Source organism: Paraburkholderia fungorum (genome assembly GCF_046027605.1).
In the GTDB taxonomy this organism is placed as follows: Bacteria; Pseudomonadota; Gammaproteobacteria; order Burkholderiales; family Burkholderiaceae; genus Paraburkholderia; species Paraburkholderia fungorum_F.
This window is the reverse complement of record NZ_JAQQEF010000020.1, coordinates 124,821-145,344: the sequence shown is the minus strand read 5'-3', so window position 1 is coordinate 145,344 and position 20,524 is coordinate 124,821. Positions and strand designations below refer to the sequence as shown.

At 59.4% G+C, this 20,524-nt stretch carries 17 protein-coding genes; 3 read left to right on the top strand and 14 right to left on the bottom strand.

The genetic code is table 11. The annotated features are described in order from the left end of the window. Positions 1–225 precede the first annotated feature (225 nt). Entirely contained in the window at positions 226–621 is a 396-nt protein-coding gene (locus tag PQR53_RS28095) for a response regulator (protein ID WP_408461346.1), read from the top strand. A 641-nt stretch (positions 622–1,262) separates the two neighbouring features. On the opposite strand, the gene PQR53_RS28090 is transcribed toward PQR53_RS28095, so the two are convergent. Beyond that, positions 1,263–1,553 carry a 2OG-Fe(II) oxygenase family protein gene (locus tag PQR53_RS28090; RefSeq protein WP_408461343.1) on the bottom strand — a complete coding sequence of 97 codons (291 nt, stop codon included), beginning with the start codon at positions 1,551–1,553 and terminating at the stop codon, positions 1,263–1,265. Between the two features lie 644 nt (positions 1,554–2,197). Here PQR53_RS28090 and PQR53_RS28085 point away from each other — a divergent pair. Both PQR53_RS28085 and PQR53_RS28080 read left to right on the top strand, forming a co-directional pair. Then, complete coding sequence (locus PQR53_RS28085) at positions 2,198–2,647, top strand: ester cyclase (RefSeq protein ID WP_408461340.1); 450 nt, start codon at positions 2,198–2,200, stop codon at positions 2,645–2,647. 396 nt (positions 2,648–3,043) lie between these two features. Beyond that, complete coding sequence (locus tag PQR53_RS28080) at positions 3,044–3,481, top strand: DUF1214 domain-containing protein (RefSeq protein ID WP_408461337.1); 438 nt, start codon at positions 3,044–3,046, stop codon at positions 3,479–3,481. Positions 3,482–3,872: 391 nt separating this feature from the next. Here PQR53_RS28080 and PQR53_RS28075 read toward each other — a convergent pair whose 3' ends face one another. From PQR53_RS28075 to PQR53_RS28015, 13 genes are all read right to left on the bottom strand, one after another. Beyond that, a complete protein-coding gene (locus tag PQR53_RS28075) occupies positions 3,873–4,496 on the bottom strand; it encodes an MlaC/ttg2D family ABC transporter substrate-binding protein (RefSeq protein WP_408461334.1) in 624 nt (207 codons plus the stop codon). A 369-nt stretch (positions 4,497–4,865) separates the two neighbouring features. Further along, on the bottom strand, positions 4,866–6,842 hold the full coding sequence (gene acs / locus PQR53_RS28070) for an acetate--CoA ligase (protein ID WP_408461331.1): 1,977 nt from the start codon (positions 6,840–6,842) through the stop codon (positions 4,866–4,868). Positions 6,843–6,938: 96 nt separating this feature from the next. Further along, positions 6,939–7,139 carry a hypothetical protein gene (locus tag PQR53_RS28065; protein ID WP_408461328.1) on the bottom strand — a complete coding sequence of 67 codons (201 nt, stop codon included), beginning with the start codon at positions 7,137–7,139 and terminating at the stop codon, positions 6,939–6,941. 63 nt (positions 7,140–7,202) lie between these two features. Continuing rightward, positions 7,203–8,597, bottom strand: coding sequence for an aldehyde dehydrogenase family protein (locus PQR53_RS28060; RefSeq protein WP_408461325.1), 1,395 nt, complete (start codon positions 8,595–8,597; stop codon positions 7,203–7,205). Between the two features lie 60 nt (positions 8,598–8,657). Further along, positions 8,658–10,589 (bottom strand): acyl CoA:acetate/3-ketoacid CoA transferase, encoded by a 1,932-nt coding sequence (locus PQR53_RS28055; protein ID WP_408461323.1) that lies wholly within the window; start codon positions 10,587–10,589, stop codon positions 8,658–8,660. 68 nt (positions 10,590–10,657) lie between these two features. Next, complete coding sequence (locus PQR53_RS28050) at positions 10,658–11,527, bottom strand: alpha/beta fold hydrolase (protein ID WP_408461320.1); 870 nt, start codon at positions 11,525–11,527, stop codon at positions 10,658–10,660. A 15-nt stretch (positions 11,528–11,542) separates the two neighbouring features. Beyond that, positions 11,543–12,658 carry a class III poly(R)-hydroxyalkanoic acid synthase subunit PhaC gene (gene phaC / locus PQR53_RS28045; protein ID WP_408461318.1) on the bottom strand — a complete coding sequence of 372 codons (1,116 nt, stop codon included), beginning with the start codon at positions 12,656–12,658 and terminating at the stop codon, positions 11,543–11,545. A gap of 9 nt (positions 12,659–12,667) precedes the next feature. Further along, positions 12,668–13,507: a poly(R)-hydroxyalkanoic acid synthase subunit PhaE gene (locus PQR53_RS28040; protein ID WP_408461315.1), complete on the bottom strand. Its 840-nt coding sequence runs from the start codon at positions 13,505–13,507 to the stop codon at positions 12,668–12,670. Then, positions 13,504–14,631 carry a zinc-dependent alcohol dehydrogenase family protein gene (locus PQR53_RS28035; protein WP_408461312.1) on the bottom strand — a complete coding sequence of 376 codons (1,128 nt, stop codon included), beginning with the start codon at positions 14,629–14,631 and terminating at the stop codon, positions 13,504–13,506. The genes PQR53_RS28040 and PQR53_RS28035 overlap by 4 nt, the downstream gene beginning before the upstream one ends. Then, entirely contained in the window at positions 14,628–16,292 is a 1,665-nt protein-coding gene (locus PQR53_RS28030) for an acetolactate synthase large subunit (RefSeq protein WP_408461310.1), read from the bottom strand. The genes PQR53_RS28035 and PQR53_RS28030 overlap by 4 nt, the downstream gene beginning before the upstream one ends. Positions 16,293–16,388: 96 nt before the next feature. Then, entirely contained in the window at positions 16,389–17,618 is a 1,230-nt protein-coding gene (locus PQR53_RS28025; protein WP_408461307.1) for a porin, read from the bottom strand. Between the two features lie 104 nt (positions 17,619–17,722). Then, complete coding sequence (locus tag PQR53_RS28020; protein ID WP_408461304.1) at positions 17,723–19,048, bottom strand: MFS transporter; 1,326 nt, start codon at positions 19,046–19,048, stop codon at positions 17,723–17,725. A 56-nt stretch (positions 19,049–19,104) separates the two neighbouring features. Further along, complete coding sequence (locus PQR53_RS28015; protein WP_408461387.1) at positions 19,105–20,166, bottom strand: lactonase family protein; 1,062 nt, start codon at positions 20,164–20,166, stop codon at positions 19,105–19,107. Positions 20,167–20,524 lie beyond the last annotated feature (358 nt).

The window sequence follows — 20,524 nt, the reverse complement described above, 5'->3', positions numbered from 1 at the left end:
TCGCCACTCCTCGATAAGGATCAACGCAAAGTGCGTGCCAAAACGCTGGCGCCACGGTAAGCGATCACACAACTAGTTGAAAATATTGGATTTTTAATGGCGACCAGCGCGAATTGGTAGACAGACGTGCGCGCTGCGGCCGTTGGCTCGGATCCAACTCTCCGTCTGGCGCTGTGGGTTAGATCGCGACACATGCAGTCCGCCTACGTATCCCGTGTTTGTACGATGTCCTCGAGGCTTGGAATCCGATCGAAGCCTGATGACAATGAGTCTGTCGCGGACAGTCTCGCTTTCCTGCTGGACTGCTATCGCCACCATGCTGCTGTGGCCTACGATGGCGAAACCGCGCTCAGGCTCCTTCGTACCGGCGCTTTTGAAATCACTTTCCTTGACGAGAACCTGCCCGACATAAAGGGCAGTCCTGTCGCACGGTCGCTGAGGGAAACGCCGATTCGCTCCGCGGTTTTCCTCGTCTCAATGACGGGAGACGCTGTCAGTCAGGGAGACATTGCCCGGCTCTTCGATGTCTATTTGCAGAAGCCGTTCTCCTGCGAGGCACTCATGCAGGTCATCGAAGACGCTCGCTGCAGCAGCGATGCGAATACTCGCCCAGCCGCCTAGACCAACTGTTGTCGACGGAAGCGCACACAACCCATAGTCGGAGGTTCAACGGCACGCCTCTTCCGGGTCACGGAGCGAAGCGACTGGCAGCTTTGCAGCATGAAAGCGATTTTTGAATGTCTGGCCGAGTGAGCGGGCGATCGGCTGAACACGGCCGAACTCTGCCCGATGCCGACGCGCACCTGAACTCTCAAACCGCACGTCGCGCCGAGGACCGTAGCCGGACCCACAACGGACGACCGTCCTACGTGGCTCGGGTGGTCGGTTCCAGGTTACAAGCGGTCATTCACAACCGCACTTGCGATATCATCGCAGCCCCCGTTTGCGCGCGTCCGCGCCGCTACCAAACGCGGTCGGAGGCTGACGTCGAAAGTGCAAATGACTCAAGCGGTGCCCGCCGGTCTCCACATGATGACATCGCCATGCCAAAGATTGATCCTGCGAGCATCCACCGAAGCCTCGTGCTCCTTGAAGAGAAATGCGCTAGCCATTCCCAATACAAATCCAACGTTAGGCGCGCCACCTTCTGACCAGCTCATCTCCTGATGCAAAGAGACGCGCGCACCTGGCGAAGAGTGATCGTCCAGACTGACGTCCGGGGAGAAGTTATTGAAACCCACGGCAGCGGCGGCGTCCCGCCCTTAACTCCTCAATACTTCTGGCAATGCCGCACGCGGCACGTCGGTCAGAGAATGATCTTTACTTCGCTCGATTGTCGTGCAGCCCAGATGAAAGCATGTTGTGGAATCGCCGGACATGCTCAGTCCGCTCGGCGTCACAGAGGGCCGATTAAGTGGCGATTTTCGTAGCTCGGCTAGGCTGCGCTGCAGTTCTTCCCCGTAGCGCAGCGCAAACTCACGCAATATAAAAGCGCCATGCTCGAGAGCGAGATAGTCGGGGTGGTCGATCATCAAGTGAGCCTTGTCAGTCATAGGAATTTACATCGTCAGAAAAGCAAAGGGCTCCTGGAAACCTTTCGGGTAGTTGGCGGCAGCCCCGCACTACTTCACTGGCTCTTTGGACACGACGTCCACCACCTGGTTAAGGGGCTCTGTTTCGTCTGGTTCGATGGTGGCAGCGAGACCGGTCTCTGATCCGGCATGGCGTTCAAATAGAGCTAGAAGTTCAGGGCGCAGTCCGTCACCGCGTTGGGCAGCGAGAGCGTGAAGCGAAAGAAATGGCAGCATGGTTAAACTCCAATCAATGAAAGATTGGCGAACGCGATGCAGATGAGACGATTGACGTGCTGGGCGCGTGCGCGATAGGCGAGGTTCAATCGCGCCCTGCGTCGTGCGCCGATCTCGGCTACTGCGGGATTGAATGATCAATCTATGGCAGCCACTCGATACAAACACTCCGTTTCTTGCTATTTAATTTCTGTGAACGGAAATCACGCTTAACGCATGTGGTTTTGTCGTCCTTGACCACTCCCGCTTGATGCTCCGCAGTTACGCGGCGGGTTTTCGAGTAACACGGCAAGAAACGGGGGGCCGTTGACTGTTTGCCTCGATATTGTTCAGACAGAGAGAGGCGGTCCTGCTTCTCTGCTTCAACCACAGTCAATGAGGAATTCACCATGTCCAAAGAAGATGACAACAAGGCCATCGTAGGTCGCTGGTTCACCGATTTCTGGGGCAAGACCTGCAACCTCGACATTGTCGACGAACTTGCTGCGCCTGACATGTTTTTGCACTACTCGCTGCACGAGCCGCGTCGTGGCCGCGATGACATCAAGGCATTCATGACCGATTTCCGCGAAGCATTCCCGGACCTTAACTTCTGGGGTGCCGCTGATCTCATCGCCGAGGGGGACTATGTGGTCGGCCGTTGGGAGGGGGGAGGTACACATACCGGTCCGGCATTCAGCGATTTCCTCATTGGATCGTTGCCGGCCGCGACCGGACGGACAATGCGCTTCACTGGCACGACCGTGCTACGGCTCAATGGTGGCAAGATCGTCGAAGAGATCGGGCTGGACGACGGCGTGACGGCGCTGCAACAACTTGGACTTCTCAAGGCAGCGTAATCGAAGGTACGGCGCTTCCGCGGTTTTTCAGCAATGCTGAGCGTATCTAACGCCACAATGGGCCGGGAGCACACCGGCCCGTTGTGGCGTTATCTGCCCACTGGCGACCGGCTCAGACCAGTTCGACAGCGGCCGCTCGGCCGCAGACGATAGGCGACCGGAACTGGCGGCGTGCCGCCTCATGCGGTCGGCATATATAGCCTCAGGCTCGCCAGCTTTCGATCGGCAGCACGCGACCCCCAACCGCCCTTCAACCTAACGATCACGAACGGCCTTGTTCGACCATACTTGCCGTTCCACCTTGGCGACCAACGGCGTCGTCACACCTAGCCTCTGAGTCGCGTGATCTTCTGGCCTTGCAGCCCAAGGCCGGCCATCAGGCCCTGCTGGCTGAAGATGAACGCATACACGTCGGACTGGAGCGTGGTCGTTGTCAGCGACCTGGCGGTGCCGGCATCTCTGACCCGCACCCGGCCCGACGGCGAGCTGTTGGACGGCAGCAAGCACAAGTACACCCTGACGTTTGCCGCTGGCGAGTTACCGCCGGCGAACGCTTTCTGGTCCGTGACGATGTACGACGGCGCGACCCAACTGCTCGTTCACAATCCGATCAAGCGCTATCTGATCAATTCGACGATGCTGCCCAGTTTGCGGAAAAACGCCGACGGCTCGCGGACCATCTACATCCAGAAAGACTCACCAGGCAAGGACATGGAAAGCAACTGGCTGCCGGCTCCGGACGGCCCGATCTATCTGGCGATGCGTTTGTATGGCCCGGACGACAAGGCACTCAAAGGCAAGTGTGAGGTGCCTCCGCTCGCGCGTGCCGACTGACCCATTCTTTACAGACCGTGCCAGGCAAGAACTGGAACATGTAACTGTGCATGCGTGAACTAGCCGTGAGAGTTCCAGTCGGCCTGGTGGTGTGGACGCCGAACCTACCGATCGCGCAACACCTTGACATCACGTGGCCGCGCCAATCGAGCGGCAGGTCAACGGCGCGGACAACATTATCAACATGAGTTCGTCGAGCTCGTCGAAACATCGAGAAGTGGTCGCTTGTTGAGCGTCCGCTAAAGGCGGGAGCAGGGCATTCGATCGATCGTCCGCGCAAGTCCGAAGCTGACCGACAGCAGTCGGCCGACATCTGAATGTCCAAGCGATTTGCGGGCGAATGACGGGTCATGGCCGGTAAGCGTCCGCCGCCATCATAGCCAGCGGTCACTTACTGCTTGCCGGAAGCGAGCTGCTGGTTGCGCTCAGCAAGAAACTGGATCAGACCGTCAACACCGCTTTCCTTGATCTTGTCACTGAACTGCTGCCGATATGTCTGGATTAGCCAGACGCCGAGCACATTCAGGTCATACAGCCGCCAGCCCTGCGGCGTGCTGTACAGCCGGTAGTCGATCTCTGCTGGTTCGCCGTTCCTGGTTGCAACCGTGCGCACCACCACGTCCGTATCGGTTGGAGCGATGTGTATCGGCGGGTAGTCGATCCGTTGGTCTGGACGGAGCTGACCGATAGCACCCGAATAGGTGTGGATCAGGAGCATCTTGAACTGTTCGACCAGTTGCTGCTGCTGCGCGGGCGTAGCCGTCCGCCAGTAACGGCCCATCGCCAGTGACGTGGTGCGGTGAAAATCGGTGTAGGGAATAATGTCCCGGTTTACGATATCAATGATGCGAGGAATATCGTCTGGCGCGATCGCTCGGGTCCGCACCTCGTCGAGTATCTGTTGCGTCGCGGTCTTGATCAGAAGCAGAGGCTCCGATTGGTCGACTTGCGCGTACGCCGCACCGCCGAACGAGAACAACGCTGCGCAAAGAGTCAGTAGAGAAAGTGTCTTCATGTGCAGAGTCCTGGCTGGACGCGTTGGCTTGCTGCTACGAAGTATCCTCCATCTACGCCCGAATGCGTCGCGGCAGTACTCGTCGCTGTTTCAAGTCCGAAACTGGCCGAACTTGTGTGAAAAAGATCGGGGCAACCATGAGCAACGTCACAGATCGACCCACTGCCGCCAATCACGGAGTCAGGGATTCAACGGCAGAAAACTGAGAGGTCCGGTCACTCAAGCTGGCCTGTCGCAGGCCAAAGCCGACCTTCGTCGGTCGACTGAGGCAAGTCTGCTCGACGCCGGCGAACCGACCATTCGCCAGCGACAACAACGAACGCGATTCGCGCGGCAAGAATTATTGCCGGCACACGCACTGAGCTAAGCTCAGCGACTCAGCTGATCGAGAATCGCCGGGTTCTCCAGCGTCGACACGTCCTGCGTGATCTCCTCGCCCTTCGCGAGCGAGCGCAACAGGCGGCGCATGATCTTGCCCGAGCGCGTCTTCGGCAGGTTCTCGCCGAAGCGGATGTCCTTCGGCTTGGCGATCGGACCGATCTCCTTGCCGACCCAGTTGCGCAGTTCGTTGGCGAGCTTCACCGCTTCCTCGCCTTCCGGACGCGCCCGTTTCAGCACGACGAACGCGCACACGGCTTCGCCGGTGGTCGCATCGGGGCGTCCCACCACAGCGGCTTCCGCGACGAGCGGGTTCGACACCAGCGCCGACTCGATCTCCATCGTGCCGAGCCGGTGACCCGACACGTTCAGCACGTCGTCGATCCGGCCCATGATCGTGAAGTAGCCGGTGTCCTTGTCGCGCACGGCGCCGTCGCCGGCGAGGTACAACCTGCCGCCGAGTTCTTCGGGGAAGTAGCTCTTCTTGTAGCGGTCCGGATCGCCCCACACGTTGCGCAGCATCGACGGCCACGGACGCTTCACCACCAGAATGCCGCCCTGCCCGTTCGGCACGTCCTGGCCGGTTTCGTCGACGACCGCGGCCATGATGCCCGGCAGCGGCAATGTGCACGAACCCGGTACCAAAGGTGTGGCACCCGGCAGCGGCGTGATCATGTGGCCGCCGGTTTCGGTTTGCCACCATGTATCGACGATCGGGCAACGGCTGCCGCCGACGTTCTCGTAATACCAGATCCACGCCTCCGGATTGATCGGCTCGCCGACCGTGCCGATGATGCGCAAAGTGGACAGGTCGTAGCTCTTCGGATGCACTTTCTCGTCAGCTTCCGCGGCCTTGATCAGCGAGCGGATTGCGGTCGGCGCCGTATAGAACAGCGAGACCTTGTGCTTGGCGATCATGTCCCAGAAGCGGCCGGCGTTCGGATAGGTCGGCACGCCCTCGAACACGACCTGCGTGCCGCCGAGCGTCAACGGACCATACGTGATGTAACTATGGCCGGTGATCCAGCCGATGTCTGCGGTACACCAGAATACGTCGGAGGGCTTCCAGTCGAAGGTCCACTTCAGGGTCTGCGCGGCCCACAGTAGATAGCCGCCGGTACTGTGCTGCACGCCCTTCGGCTTACCGGTCGAACCGGACGTGTACAGAATGAACAACGGATGCTCGGCGCCGACCCACTCGGGCGCGCATTGATCCGATTCGGCCTGCGTGAGTTCGTGCATCCACAAGTCGCGGCCCTCGTTCCATGCGACCTTGCCGCCGGTGCGCTGGTACACGATCACGCTCTTGACCGCGTCGCAGCCGCCCATGGCGATCGCTTCGTCGGCAATGTTCTTCAGCGGCAGTGCTTTGCCGCCGCGCATCTGTTCGTCGGACGTGACGAGCGCGACCGCGTCCACGTCCACCAGCCGTTCGTTGAGCGACTTCGACGAGAAGCCGCCGAACACCACCGAGTGCGTGGCGCCGATTCGCGCGCAAGCCTGCATCGCGACAATGCCTTCGATCGACATCGGCATATAGATCACCACGCGGTCGCCCTTCTTCACGCCGCGCTTCTTCAGCGCGTTCGCAAAGCGCGACACACGCTGCAGCAGATCCTGATAGGTGACGTGGGTGACGGTGCCGTCGTCGGCTTCGAAAATGATCGCGACGCGCTCGCCGTTGCCGGCTTCGACGTGACGGTCGATGCTGTTATACGAGGCGTTGATCTGGCCGTCTTCGAACCACGTGTAGAACGGCGCGTTCGATTCGTCGAGCACCTTGGTGAAGGGCGTATTCCAGCTTAGCGTCTCGCGGGCGAGGCGCCCCCAGAAACCTTCGTAATCGCGTTCCGCCTCGGCGGCCAGCGCGCGGTACGCGTCCATGCTGGAGACGGTCGCACCCGCCACTGCTTTGGCGGACGGCGGAAAAACGCGGTTTTCACTCTGCAGCGAATAGATCAATGCCATGTGTTTCTCCCGTCAAACGGTAACGAAGTGCGTGCGACTGCGGCGAACACAAACACCTCTCAAAAGGCATTTCCAGTGCCCCGCACAGTTGCCGGTTCAGTTGTAGCCGAGGATGGCGACTGATTGCACGTCGGGGCGGTCGGGTACATGGCCGACCAGCACGGTGATGGGGCTCCCCAGCAGCAATGTATAGGCGGTAACAGGGCGAACTCCTATAAACCTGCTTTTCGCGGCTTGCGCTTCCAGAGAAGATGGCTCGGTGTGGCCACCAGTGGTCAGAGCACTGTGAGATTTCATTTCGGCACCTAAGGTTGTGAATCGACAGCTATTGAACTTCGAAGTGGGTCGTCGCGCGTCGTCTTAAACCCGGTCGAACCACACCGTTTGCGCGTTCATGAATTCCCGTAAGCCAAAGTGAGAGAGTTCCCGGCCGTAACCGCTCTTCTTCACGCCGCCGATTGGCACTCGCGGATCGGACGCCGAAAAGCCGTTCACAAAGATTCCGCCTGTATGGATCTTCCGCGCGAAGTCCTTCGCGTTGCGTTCATCAGCGGTCCAGATCGCGCCGCTCAAGCCGAAGTCGCTTGCGTTCGCGAGTTCGATTGCATGTGCAGCGCTGTCGGCCGCTATAAGCGACGCGGCGGGTCCGAAGATCTCCTGGTCGAACGCAGCCATGCCCGGGACCACGTCTGACAGGATTGTGGGCGCATAGAAATTGCCGCGGCCGTTGAGTTTGGCTCCGCCCGTAAGAAGCGTGGCACCGCCATCAATCGTGGCCTGAACCTGCCTGTCGAGTTCGTCCCGCAAGTCATACCGCGCCATGGGTCCAAGGTAACAGTCGGAATCTTCAGGGTCGCTAAGCCTGAGTTCCTGAACGGCCTTCACAAATCGTTCAGTGAACTCCTGCTGAATCGGCCTCTCCAGAATGATCCGCTTCGCGGCAATGCAAACCTGACCCGTGTTTTGAAAGCGCCCAACCACTGCGGCGCGAACTGCGCCGTCCAGATCAGCGTCGGCCAGAACGATAAACGGATCCGAGCCGCCTAATTCCAGAACTGACTTCTTGAGCGCGGCACCGGCCTGGCCCGCGATCGCGGAACCCGCGCGAACGCTCCCCGTAACAGTCACGGCAGCGATGCGTCGATCGAGAATCAATTTCGATACAAGTTCGTTGGAAATGTTCGCAACGGAAAACACACCGTCCGGCAGGCCGGCTTCCGCCCAGATTGACCTTAACAGGTACGCGCAGCCCATCACGTTCGGGGCGTGTTTCAGAACGTATGCGTTGCCAGCGAGAATGATAGGTATCGCCCCTCTCATGACCTGCCAGTATGGAAAATTCCAGGGCATCACGGCAAGGATGCCGCCAATGGGAAGGTATGAGACATACGCCTTGTCGTTCTCAATCGATGTCCGCTCATCAACGAGCATCGCAGGACCATGCTCCGCATACCAATCGCAAACGGCCGCGCATTTTTCGACTTCCGCTCGCGCCTGTGTGATGGGCTTGCCCATCTCCCGTGTCGCCATGAGTGCAAGAGGCTCAAGATTGCGGCGAATAGCTACTGCCATTCTCGATAGTGTTTGTGCGCGAACTCCCGGTGAACATGCGGCCCATTGCTCGAAGCCGGCTTCCATCAATCGAAGCGATCGATCCAGCTCTGCGTCTGATTCGTAAGGGTAGCGATGAATCTCCTCGCCAGTTGCCGGATTCAACGAAATCGCTGCCTCGTGCTGTCCAATAGCGTGTGTCATGTATACATCTCCAACGCGTATTACGTTAAAAAGCTCTCCGCAAAGAGACCCGACGACGTGCTATCGCGTGCGGAGAAATTCGGTGGCTTCGGCGTGCGTCTCGCAGACGTGTGCCGCGGCATGACGCGAAAACAGCGCCTCGCCCAGCTTCATGCGCATGAAAGCGCTTGTGGTGTAGCGCGTGGTTGTCGTGTAATGCTCCGCCTGAAGATCGGCGACCATCTCGAAATACGAGTCGGCCAGTAACTCATCGAGCCGGAAACCGTCGTAGTTGACAATCAGCGCTACCCGGTGGCCGACCTTGCTACATAACGCATTGAACACGCGACGCACGCACTCGATGTCATCCGCACTCCGGATTGCCATCCCTTCGAAGTTCGCAAAGAGGATATTTCGTTCCACGTCGTAGCTGACGCGATCCGTCAGTTGCAGATCCTCCAGCACGGCCGCCAGGCCCATTGGCTTGATTCGATAGATCCGCGGATCCATCGGGCTTACCTCGCCGATGATTGGCCGAAACGCCATGTGGGCAAGCACGTCGCGCTCGATGTCGATGCCCGGTGCGACTTCGATCAGTTGCAAGCCTTCCGGTTGAAGCCTGAATACGCACCGCTCCGTGACGTAGTGCACCGACTGTCCCTTCGCAGCGGCGAGCGGGCCGCTGAAGGTGATCTGCTCTACTGCTTCGACGAACTTGCGCGTTCGCCCTTCGGCGACGATCCGCATCTCGCCGCCTTCGACGGCAGTGACGATTCCTCCTGCTGTAAAGGTACCTGCGAACACGAGCCGGCGAGCGTTCTGACTGATGTTGATAAACCCGCCAGAGCCGGCGAGACGCGAACCGAAGCGACTCACATTGACATTGCCGGCACGATCAATTTCCGCCATACCCAGGCACGCGAGATCGAGTCCTCCACCGTCGTAGAAATCGAATTGCTGGTTCTGGTGCAACAGCGCCTGTGTATTGATGCCCGCACCGAAATCCATACCCCCTTGCGGCATACCGCCGATCACGCCGGGCTCAGCGGTCAAGGTCAGATGGTCGAGTACGCGCTCTTCAGCAGCGACGGCGGCCACCGCCTCGGGCATACCGATCCCCAGGTTAATCACCCCGCCCAACGGCAACTCGAAAGCGCAGCGCCTCGCGATCAACTTCCTCTCGTCGAGCGCCAAAACCGGAATCTTGTTCACCGGAACGCGGATTTCGCCCGAGTAGGCAGCGCTGTAATCCGTGGCGTAGGTTTGCTTGTGCGCTGCTTGCGGGGCCACGACCACGCAATCGACCAGGACACCGGGAACGACCACGTTGCGGGCATCGAGAGTGCCACTCGATGCAATGCGTTCGACCTGCGCGATGACGAGGCCGTTGGCATTTCGCGCGGCCATTGCTGCGGCCTGAGCATCGAGCATCAACGCTTCACGCTCCATCGTGATGTTGCCCTCTGCGTCCGCAGTCGTGCCGCGAATCAACGCGACATTGATCGGAAAGGCCTTGTAGAAGAGCCACTCTTCCCCATCGATCTCCATCACCCGCACGAGGTCGTCCGTCGTCCGGGCGTTGATCTTGCCACCGTTTTGCCTTGGGTCGACGAAGGTACCGAGACCTACCTTGGTAAGTGTGCCGGCACGATGGGCCGCGGCATCGCGATAAAGATGCGAGATGGTACCGAGCGGGAGGTTGTAGGCCTGGATCCGGTTGTCGGTTGCCAGTTTCCCGAGCTTGGGAACGAGTGACCAGTGCCCACCGATGGCACGGTGCACCAGCCCCTCATGGGCAAGCCGGTTCAGCCCCCGATCCTTCCCGTCGCCCGGCGCGGCAGCAAAGACGAGCGTGAGATCGCGCGGCGCCCCGGTTTCGACGAAGCGCCGCTCGAGAGCCGTAATCAGTTCCTCGGGTGTGCCGATTCCGACGAAACCTGAACAACTCATCGCATCGCCGTCGCGTATCAATGCGATGGCCTCGTCGGCGGTAACCACCTTGTCTCGAATCATGGCAATCTCGTGTTGGGCTATCCGGGCGTCGGCGCCGACTCGGGGCGCTTTCGACCGGACAGAACCGGTTAGTCGGTTGATAGGTAGTTCCTGACGACTGCGATCTGTGCCTCGTCCATCAATGCCGGCGCGTGACCGCAGTCGGGGAATTCGAATGTTGTGACGCGGCCGTTGGACGATGCCGGGCCACGTTCAAGCATGGCGTCCACCGTGCTGCGCGTCAGCAAATCGGAGTCTTCCCCGCGCAAGACCAGCACCGGACAATCGATCTTGTCCCACACTTGCCACAGAACCACGTCGAGTAAGACCGGTATCGCAAACCGGAAGCCGATGCCAGGATCGAAGTGAAAACGAAAACCGCCTGCGCCGTCCGGGACCGCGCTGTGCCGGGCCAGATGACGCCATTGGGCGTCGCTCAGCTTGCCAAATGGCGCATGCACTTCGCGCAGGTGCGTCTCGACCTCGTCAATCGAGGCGAAGCGCCAGGAGCGCGTCAGATAACTGCCGATCCGGCGCAACGCCGCGGCTGAAACGCGCGCGCCGAAATCATTGAGCACAAGCCGTCGCACCGGTGTGCCCGGTTCCGCTGCCACCAACATGCCGATATGGCCGCCAAGGGAAGTACCGACCCAGTCCACCTGTTCGACATCGAGACGGGCGATCAATGTTGCCATCGCGCGGATATAGGCACGGTCGGTATAGTGGGATGGCGATGCGAGCCATTCGCTGCGTCCGCGCCCGGGCAGATCCGGCACGATGACTCGCATCCCTTTTTCCGCGAGTGCCGCCGCCAGTGCGTCGAAGTCGCGACCGGTGCGCGACACCCCATGAACACAGACGACAGTGCGCGCTGCCTCCGGCCGACCCCACTCGGCATAGGCCAGCCTGTGAAAGCCTCCCCGGCCAATCACGGAGACCTGCTTCAGTTGTGGTTGCATCGCGGTTTGTCCGGATCAGGCAGGCGCATCGTCGCGCGCGCGCAGCCACTCAACGATGCCCTTACCGAGCACCCCTTGGGATTTGCCGCTCACGAATACCCCTACATGCCCGCCGTCCAGGCCAATCTCCTGATAGTCCGTGCTACCGACCGCTCCGCCCAGCGCCTGCGTCGTCTTTGGCGGGATGATATGGTCGTCCTTCGCATAGACGTTGAGAACAGGCACGTGAACGTCTCCCAGGTTGACGGTCCGGCCGCCGAGCTGGAACTCACCGCGAATCAGCTCATTGTTCTTGTAAAGGTTGACCAGCAGCTGTTTGGCAGCTTCCCCTGGATGGTGGGGCCGGTCGGCAAGCCACTTTTCCATGCGCAGGAAATTCAGAAGCTTCTTCTCGTCATCGAACGTATCGAGCAGGCCGACGTTGTACTTGGACAACGTCGCACCTGGCGTCATCTGCGCAAAGACATAGCTCATCAACTCGCCCGGCAGGTTGCCGTTGGCTTCGATCAGCTTGTCGATGTCCTCCTCGCTGAGGCCGCGCGTCCAGAGGTTCAGAAGTCCATGGTTAGCCGGACCTTCCGCCTGATCCTGATGAAAGTCCACCGGCGTGATGGTCAGAATCAGGTTCTTGACGCGCTCCGGATAAAGCGACGCATAGCACAACGAGAAGACGCCGCCTTCGCAGATGCCGAGCAGATTGATCGCTGGCAGTCCGTGTTCCCGGCAGATGAACTCAATGCAGTCGTTCAGATAGACGTCGACATAGTCCTCGAACGTGAGCCAGCGGTCGCTACGAGTGGGGCTGCCCCAGTCCACCGCATACACGTCGACACCGAGCGCAAGCAGGTTGCGCAACATCGAGCGGTCTTCCTGCAGATCGGTCATCGTGTAGCGGCCGATCTGACCATACGCAACTAGGACGGGAGTGCCGAGCGTGCGCTCGGTCGTCGGCTTGTAACGGTACAACGTCGTCTTGTCCTCGCGGAAAACGACCTCCTTGTCGGCGGTGGCAATCTGCACATGCTCATCCTTGACACGGTCGAGCATCTGCTGTCCGCGGGCGATCTTCAGGTTGAAGTCGTTGAATTCGGCGAGCGCCCGTGCGGCGGTCGATTTCCTGGCGGCAGTCATAACGTTCTCTCAGGAATGGATTGATCGGTCGGACTTCGAAGCTGCGGCGCGCGATTGACGCGGACGAGCAGGCGCGGCGCGAATGTCGATCTGAGGGGCGTTCTGTCGCTGCAGCAGTCGGATCTGTCGCCGTAACTCGGTTACTGTCCGCTGCATTTCGTCCATCTCGGTGCGCGTCGGAATGTGGCAGGCCTCGCACCACGCTTCAGCCAGCACGCGTTCCTGCAACCGGTAGTCCGAAGCTGCCCGCAACATCCGCGTCTGTGCCTCGACGAACTCGTCGGATCGATGCGCCTCGATCAAACTTTCGTTGGCAACCTTCAACCAGCCGTCTATCAGGCCGCGCCATGTGCCTGGGGCTTCTCCCTTCGTGGATGAGACGGTTTTCACGAAACGCTCCAGCGCGGTGTTCCATGCGCGTTGCACGATCGCCTGATAGGCCAGCACGGCCTTATTGCGTTTGTTCGACAACTGCTGCAGCTCCGCGACCTTACGGTCGAGATTCCACAGGGTCGCGTACCTCGGGCCCTCGATCACATGCTGCAAGCTTGAGTCAAACGCGCCAGCGCCGCGTCCGCTCCAGTGGGCGGGCGAGAACATCTCGCGCAAGGCGTCCGGTGTCCAGGCTTTCGTCGCCTCACCGTCTTTGGCGAATGCGGCCCATTTCTCGATCGATTCCTTCCACGTTTCCTGCAGGTCGGCGAACTGCTCCTGCATTGGGGGCTTTTCCTCTTCTGCACTGCTATCGGAGGCTGAGGGGGAGGCAGATTGAGAGGGGAACATCGACTTCACGAACGCCTGCTGCATCGCGATCCATCCGTCAGCCCAGTTCTGGTTAGAGTGGCTCATTCGAACACCACCACCTGGCGGATCGCCTTGCCTTCGTGCAGCAGGTCAAAGCCGTGATTGATCTCGTCGAGCTTGAGGCGACCCGTCAGCAGCTTGTCCACGGGTAAGCGGCCCTGTTTGTACAGGTCGATAAAGTGCGGGATGTCACGTGAGGGTACGCATGTGCCGATGTAGCTACCCTTCACCGTGCGCTCTTCTGCGACCAGACTGACTGCGGGCAAAGGCCAGCGCGCGGTTGACGGCGGCAGACCTGCGGTTACGGTAGATCCTCCGCGACGCGTAACGTTGTAGGCCAGATCCAGCGCCCGGATCGAGCCAGCAAACTCAAATGCGAACTCGACGCCCCCAGCACTCAGCTCGCGGATATGCTGAAGCGCATCTTCCCGACCAGCGTTGACTGTGTGCGTAGCGCCAAGGCTGCGCGCCTGCTCCAGCTTGGCGTCGGAGAGATCCACCGCGATGATCTGACGGGCGCCCGCCGCATGCGCTCCGATGAGGGCGGCCAATCCGACACCACCCAATCCGATTACTGCAACGGATGCACCGACTCGCACCTGCGCCGTGTTGACGACGGCGCCGACACCCGTAAGTACAGCACATCCAAACAGCGCCGCTTCGTCGAGTGGCACTGTGGGATCGATCTTGACGACAGAGTGGCGCGATACGGTCGCGTACTCCGCGAACACTGAACAGCCCAGGTGATGATTGACGACTTCGTTGCCTTGCGTGAGACGACGCTCACCCGAGAGCAACGTGCCAGCGCCGTTTGCCGCGGCACCCGGCTCGCACAACGCCGGCCGGCCTTCGGCACACGGTGCGCAATGGCCACAGCTAGGGACAAAGACCACGACGACGTGATCGCCAACCTGCAGATCAGTCACGCCGGCGCCCAGTTGTTCAACTATGCCGGCGGCTTCATGCCCGAGCGCCATTGGCATTGGACGAGGCCGGTCGCCGTTGATCACTGAAAGGTCGGAATGGCAGAGACCCGCTGCGGCGACCCTGATCAGCACTTCATCGGGGCCAGGCGGCGCCAGATCGATTTCCTCAATTCGCAAGGGGCGAGAGTCGGCATACGGCGATGTCGCGCCCATTGCGCGCAGAACGGCTGCTTTGATCTTCATTGCGCCACCTCCGTTACCCGATTGCGCAGTTCGTCGACGAGCACGCGACTGTTCTCGGAGTAATCGACCGGGACAACGACGAGTTGCACGCCACCCTCGACAAACGCTGCCTCCAGAGTCGGAACCAGCCCCTCCGCTGACTCGACACGTCGCCCTTTTGCGCCGTAAGCCTCTGCGTACTTGACGAAGTCCGGATTGCCGAAACTCAGTCCCCAATCCGCGAAATCGTCGACCGCCTGCTTCCAGCGGATCATTCCGTAGGCGTCATCCTGGATAATCAGCACGACAAGATTCAGCTTCAGACGAACTGCGGTCTCAAGTTCCTGCGAATTCATCATGAAGCCGCCGTCACCGCAAACCGCCAATACGCGACGATTCGGGTAGAGAAGCGCAGCCATCATGGCCGATGGCAGGCCAGCGCCCATCGTGGCCAGTGCGTTGTCCAGCAGCAAGGTGTTGGCGCTGCGCGTTCGATAGCAGCGTGCGAACCAGATCTTGTACATACCGTTATCCAGCGCCACGATCCCGTCGGCCGGCATAACCGTGCGCACGTCATGGACGATGCGTTGCGGCGTCAGCGGAAAGCGTGACTCCGTTGCCCGATCCATCGTGCGCTTCAGGATGCCTTCGCGCAGCGGCGCTAACGTTGCCGCGTTCGGAAGCTTTCCTTCGACCACGTCGGCAAGACGTGACAGGCTCAGGCCGAGATCCCCCACGACTTCAGCGTGTGGGAAGAAAACCTGTTCCACGTTGGCCGCCGTGTACCCGACGTGAATGACCTTGGGCCCCTTCGGCCCCATGATGAACGGGGGCTTCTCAACCGTGTCGTGGCCGATGGTGAGGATGAGGTCGGCGCGGTCGATCGCCTCGTGCAGGTAGTCACGTTCGCTGAGCGCAGCAGTCCCCAACCACAATTCGTTGGCTTCTTCGTTGCCGATCGCAGCGACGGTTCCCTTGCCCATCTGGGTATTGAAGAACGGAATCCCGGTGCGTCGAATGAAGTCAGTCAATTGACCGACGAGACGGGGCCGGTTGCTCGCCGCACCGAACATGACTAGCGGACGCTCGGCGCTCGCCAGCATTGCCCCGGCGCGCTCGATAGCGGCCTCCTGGGCGACTGGCAACTCGACCGGATGCAACGGAACGACGGCCACGTCATCGCTGACCGACTCGCCCGCCACGTCTTCCGGCAATTCAAGGTGAACCGGACCGGGTCGTTCGTCCTGTGCTAGCCGGAAAGCTTCGCGGACCACGGTGGGAATGCTTGCCCCACTGACGATCTGCCGGGAAGCCTTGGTCAGCGGCTTCATTGTGGCGACGATGTCGACGATCTGAAAACGCGCCTGGCGCGCTGTCATGATCGGCTTCTGACCGGTGATCAACACCATGGGCATCGCGCCAAGGTGAGCGTAGGCCGCGCCGGTGACGAGATTCAGCGCGCCGGGCCCGAGTGTCGCCATACAAACGCCTGGCTTTCCGGTAAGACGGCCATGCGTGGCCGCCATAAAAGCGGCCGTCTGTTCATGTCGCGTCAATACGAGCTCGATGCTCGAGCGGCGCAACGATTCGACGACGTCCAGGTTTTCTTCGCCGGGAACCGCGAAGATTCGATCAACGCCTTCGTTTTCTAAAGCCCTGACGAACAGGTCGGATGCTTTCATGACTGTATTCCTTCTCTTCAGTTCAGAATCAATGCGGTGAGCATGTGTCACCGATGCGCGTTTCACCCTGGCGACTGCAGCCAGTGAATCGCCTGCTCAGAATTTGTGACGAATGCCGATCCGAAGGCCTACCTGTTTGTTGGTGGTCGACGGCGTTAGCCCTGTGATTTGTGCGACGGCCGGTTGGCCGAGAGAATCCGTGCCGCTTGCTTTCTCGAACACAGCGACGGTGTAGACATCCGTGCGCTTTGAAAGGAAGTAGTCGACGCCGGCGCTGACCAGGTGATAGGTTGATCCGTCACGACCGCCGGCGCCGCCACCGCGCGTATAGTCGTAAGCCGTCCCGACCAGCAGCGACGGAGTGATCTGGTATTTCGCGTTGATTTCGGCGTTATTGAAGCTGGCCGTGCCTTGATACCGCAGTGTGTTCGGTCCCGAGGACGAGCCCATATTTTCGAACCGGGTGTTCGAGTAAGCGAGATTGACGTTCAATGATCCGAGCGTAACCCCAGCCGCGACGGCCGCGATTGCCATGCTGTTGGCCGAGGCATAGCCCGCAAACACCGGGTTGCTTTCGGGGCCTGTTGCAGATCCGAAACTGCCAAGGTTGTTCGTTGTCGCAGGCCCCGCGTTGGGATTTGCGCCAAAGAACGAGGTATTGGGATTGCGAATATTGAGGTAACCGGCACCCATCGAGAACGGACCGTTGGCATAGCCAGCCCCTGCGCCCCAAATCCAGTTGTTAGAAAATGACCCGGCAGTTCCCCCGAGATTCATCATGGCTTCAAAGGTAAAGCCGCCATAGGTAGGGCTTTTATACTTGATCGCGTTGTTTATCCGACGACTATTGAGCGCGTTATCCAGATCGCTCGGATGGGAGGCCATATAGCCGCCCCATTGTGGCGCGGCCAGAAAGGGACCGAAGAAATCCACTACCGGATCGTACTGTCGACCCAACGTCACCGTCCCAAATGTGTTGCTCGCCAACCCGACGTATGCCTGCCTTCCGAACTCGGCGCCACCCTGATTCAAGGCGCCGTTGTTACTGAAGAAACCGTTCTCGAGCAGGAAAATCGCTTTCAATCCGCCGCCCAGATCCTCGGAACCCTTCAAGCCCCAGCGGCTACCCTGCAGCCCGGCGGTCCCCCCTTCGATCATTGCGATCTGGTGACCCCCGGTAAAGCCGTGGGCCGTGCGGGTGCTCTGAACGTTGTTCGTGTAGTTGATCCCACTGTCGATGATCCCGTACAGCGTCACGTTGCTCTGCGCATAGGCGCATTGCCCGCACGCAATAAGGACTACAGATAAAGTGATTTGCTTATTCATCTCCAAACCTCTTTTGAAAAGTATTTTTTATATAGCGTTAGATCCTGGTCGCCCGTGAACAGGCGTGGACGTCCAGTTCAGTTGCGGACTTACGAGAGAACGGGTCAGGTATGCTGGGCGCCGCTAGGGGTCGTATCTACTGGCGCCCTATGTTCAGCGATGCGGATAAAGATCGTCATAAAGAAGGAGACGACGAGCAATCCGGACAGGAACAGAAGCCCCGCCGTCGCACTTTGCCCTTCACCCTTGATATAGCCGATCGCGAACGGACCAACGAAACCACCGAGATTGCCGATCGAGTTAATAACCGCGATGGACACCGCTGCGCTGGAACGGCTCAGGAACAAGGTGGGTAGTGCCCAAAACGGGGATTTGAAGGCGTACAGACCGCCGAGACTCAGGCTGATCATTGAGATTGACACGTATGGGTTGCTGGTCAATCCCGCGCCGAGTAAGGCCAATGCCGCAACGGCGAGCGGAATCGCGGAATGCAGGCGGCGCTCGCTGCGTCGATCGGAGCTTCGTGACCAGAGAACCATCATGATCGTCGCGAAGATATACGGAATCATTGCGATCAGGCCTACCTGCGTATGGCTGAGCGACGTCGAGAAGCCTTTTATGATCTGCGGCATCCAGTAGCCGACGCCGAGGCTGCCGCACTGGTAGACAAAGTAAATGAACGACAGGTACAGGACCTTGGGATTCGTGATTGCCTTGAGAGAGCCGATGTGTTTGACGTTCGGGCGGGCCTTCTTGTCGTTCTCCAACTCGTTTAACAGCCAGTCGCGCTCCTCCGGTTTCAGCCATTTCGCGTCCTTTGGCCGGTCAGCCAGATAGAGGAAGCAAAGGATCCCGCCGATCAGTGCCGGTGCGCCTTCCAGCACGAGCATCCAGCGCCATCCGCTCCAGTTCAGCCAGTGAACGTTGTCCATAATCCAGGTGCTCATCGGAGCGCCGATAATGTACGAGACCGGAATTGCGGCAGTAAAGAGCGCGACTGTCGTGGCAAGTTCTTTCGCACGAAACCAGTACGTGAGGTAGACAATGATGCCCGGGAAGAACCCGGCTTCAGCCACGCCCAGCAGGAAGCGCAGAATGTAGAGTTGCGTGGCATTCTGTACAAATGCCGAGATGACAGCAACCACGCCCCAGGTGAGCAGGATCCGGGCGATCCAGACGCGTGCTCCGTACTTGTTCAGCATCACGTTGCTAGGCACTTCAAACAGGAAGTATCCAATGAAGAAGATGCCCGAGACGAAGCCAAAGGCTTCGCTGCTCAACGCAAGTTCCTTGTTCATTTGCAGCGCCGCGTATCCGATGTTGGCGCGGTCAAGGTACGAGATGATGTAGAGAATGAAGACGAAAGGAATGATTCGCCAGGCGATCTTCCTCACCAGGGCCTTTTCGTCTATTGCATTGGTAGTTTGCATTTCAGTCTCATCAGCGGTGACCCGCTTGATGCCCATAAAAAGTCAAAGAAGCCGGTCTACGCCTGTTGTTTGGAAAACACCATGCATACAGGGCTGCCAGATTGAACCGAGAAGCCCGTGGGCTTCAGTCGACCCGACGCGCGGTCGGTGGAGAAAGCAACGATGCTGTCGCTTTCCTCGTTCAGTGCGTACATGAAGCGGCCATTCGGGGTGGTGGTCATGAATCGAGGCGTGCGCCCGAGCGTTGGGTCTGCGGACACGAACGTGAGATGACCGGTCTTCTGGTCAATGCGGAATATCGCAATGCTGTCGTAGCCTCGGTTTGAGGCGTAGACAAAGTGGCCGCTCTGGTCGACCTCGATTTCCGAGGCGCGGCTGTTTCCCGTAAAGGTATCGGGCAGTGTTGAGATGATCTGCAGAGGTGTCAGGGCGCCGTTGCTCGATGAGTAGCGGTACGTCGTGACGGTCGAGTCGAGCTCGTTGACGCAATACGCGAAGCTCGCATTGGGATGGAAGGCAATGTGACGCGGGCCCGACGTTTCACGCGATGCCACGTACGCCGGATTGGCGGCGGAAAGCTGCCCGTCTTTAAAGCGGAACGTGAAAATCCGATCCAGGCCCTTATCCGGCACGATGACAAACTCGCCGCTTGGATCAAACGGGTTGAAATGGGGCTTCGACTGTTTTTGTTCGACGCGGTGCGGGCCGATCGGTCCCTCCAGCTGCAGAAGCTGGGTCAATTCCTGCAACGACCCATCGCTTGCGATCGGCAGCACTGCAAGGCTTGAGCCGATGTGATTCGAGACGACGATGTATTTGCCAGACGGATCGATAGCAAGATGCACAGGGTTTTTCCCTTGGGTGCTTTGCTTGTTGATGAACGTGAGCTTGCCCGTCACCCTGTCTACTGCAAACGCGCTGATGTCGCTTATATCGCCGTGGACCGTGTAAAGACGCTCGCCATTGCTGCTGAGCGCGAGGAACGAGGGATTAACGAGATCTTTGAAGAGTTGCACGAGTTCGAGCCCGCCCGAGTCCTGGTCCACCCTGAAGACGCTGATACCGTCGCCTCGGGCGTTTCGTTCACGGGTGGTGCGACAGCCAACATAGGCGAACATATCTGATCCTTTCCGGTCCGTAAGGTGAGAAGGCTTGCTTGTGGCGGCGGACGCCCGCGAAACCTGCAAGTTGCACACTGCCATTGCCACAGCCGACAACGCGCCTTTAAGCAGGCGACGGCGGCCTATATCGGCTTGTGCTGTGGACACAACTTCGTTTGAGTTTTGCATCGTCACGGGTTCGTCTCCGGCCTTTTCGATCTGCTTTCGCTTCGAGTGATTGCACTTTCACACGTTAAAGTGCAAAAATAAAGTCGTGGAAAACACTTAGAAGAGCGCAAAAAGTAGTTGACATCGGCTGCTGGCCCTTGCCCAACGTCGCTTGAAGGCTTGCAAGCCGGACCGCGTTCTTTCCATG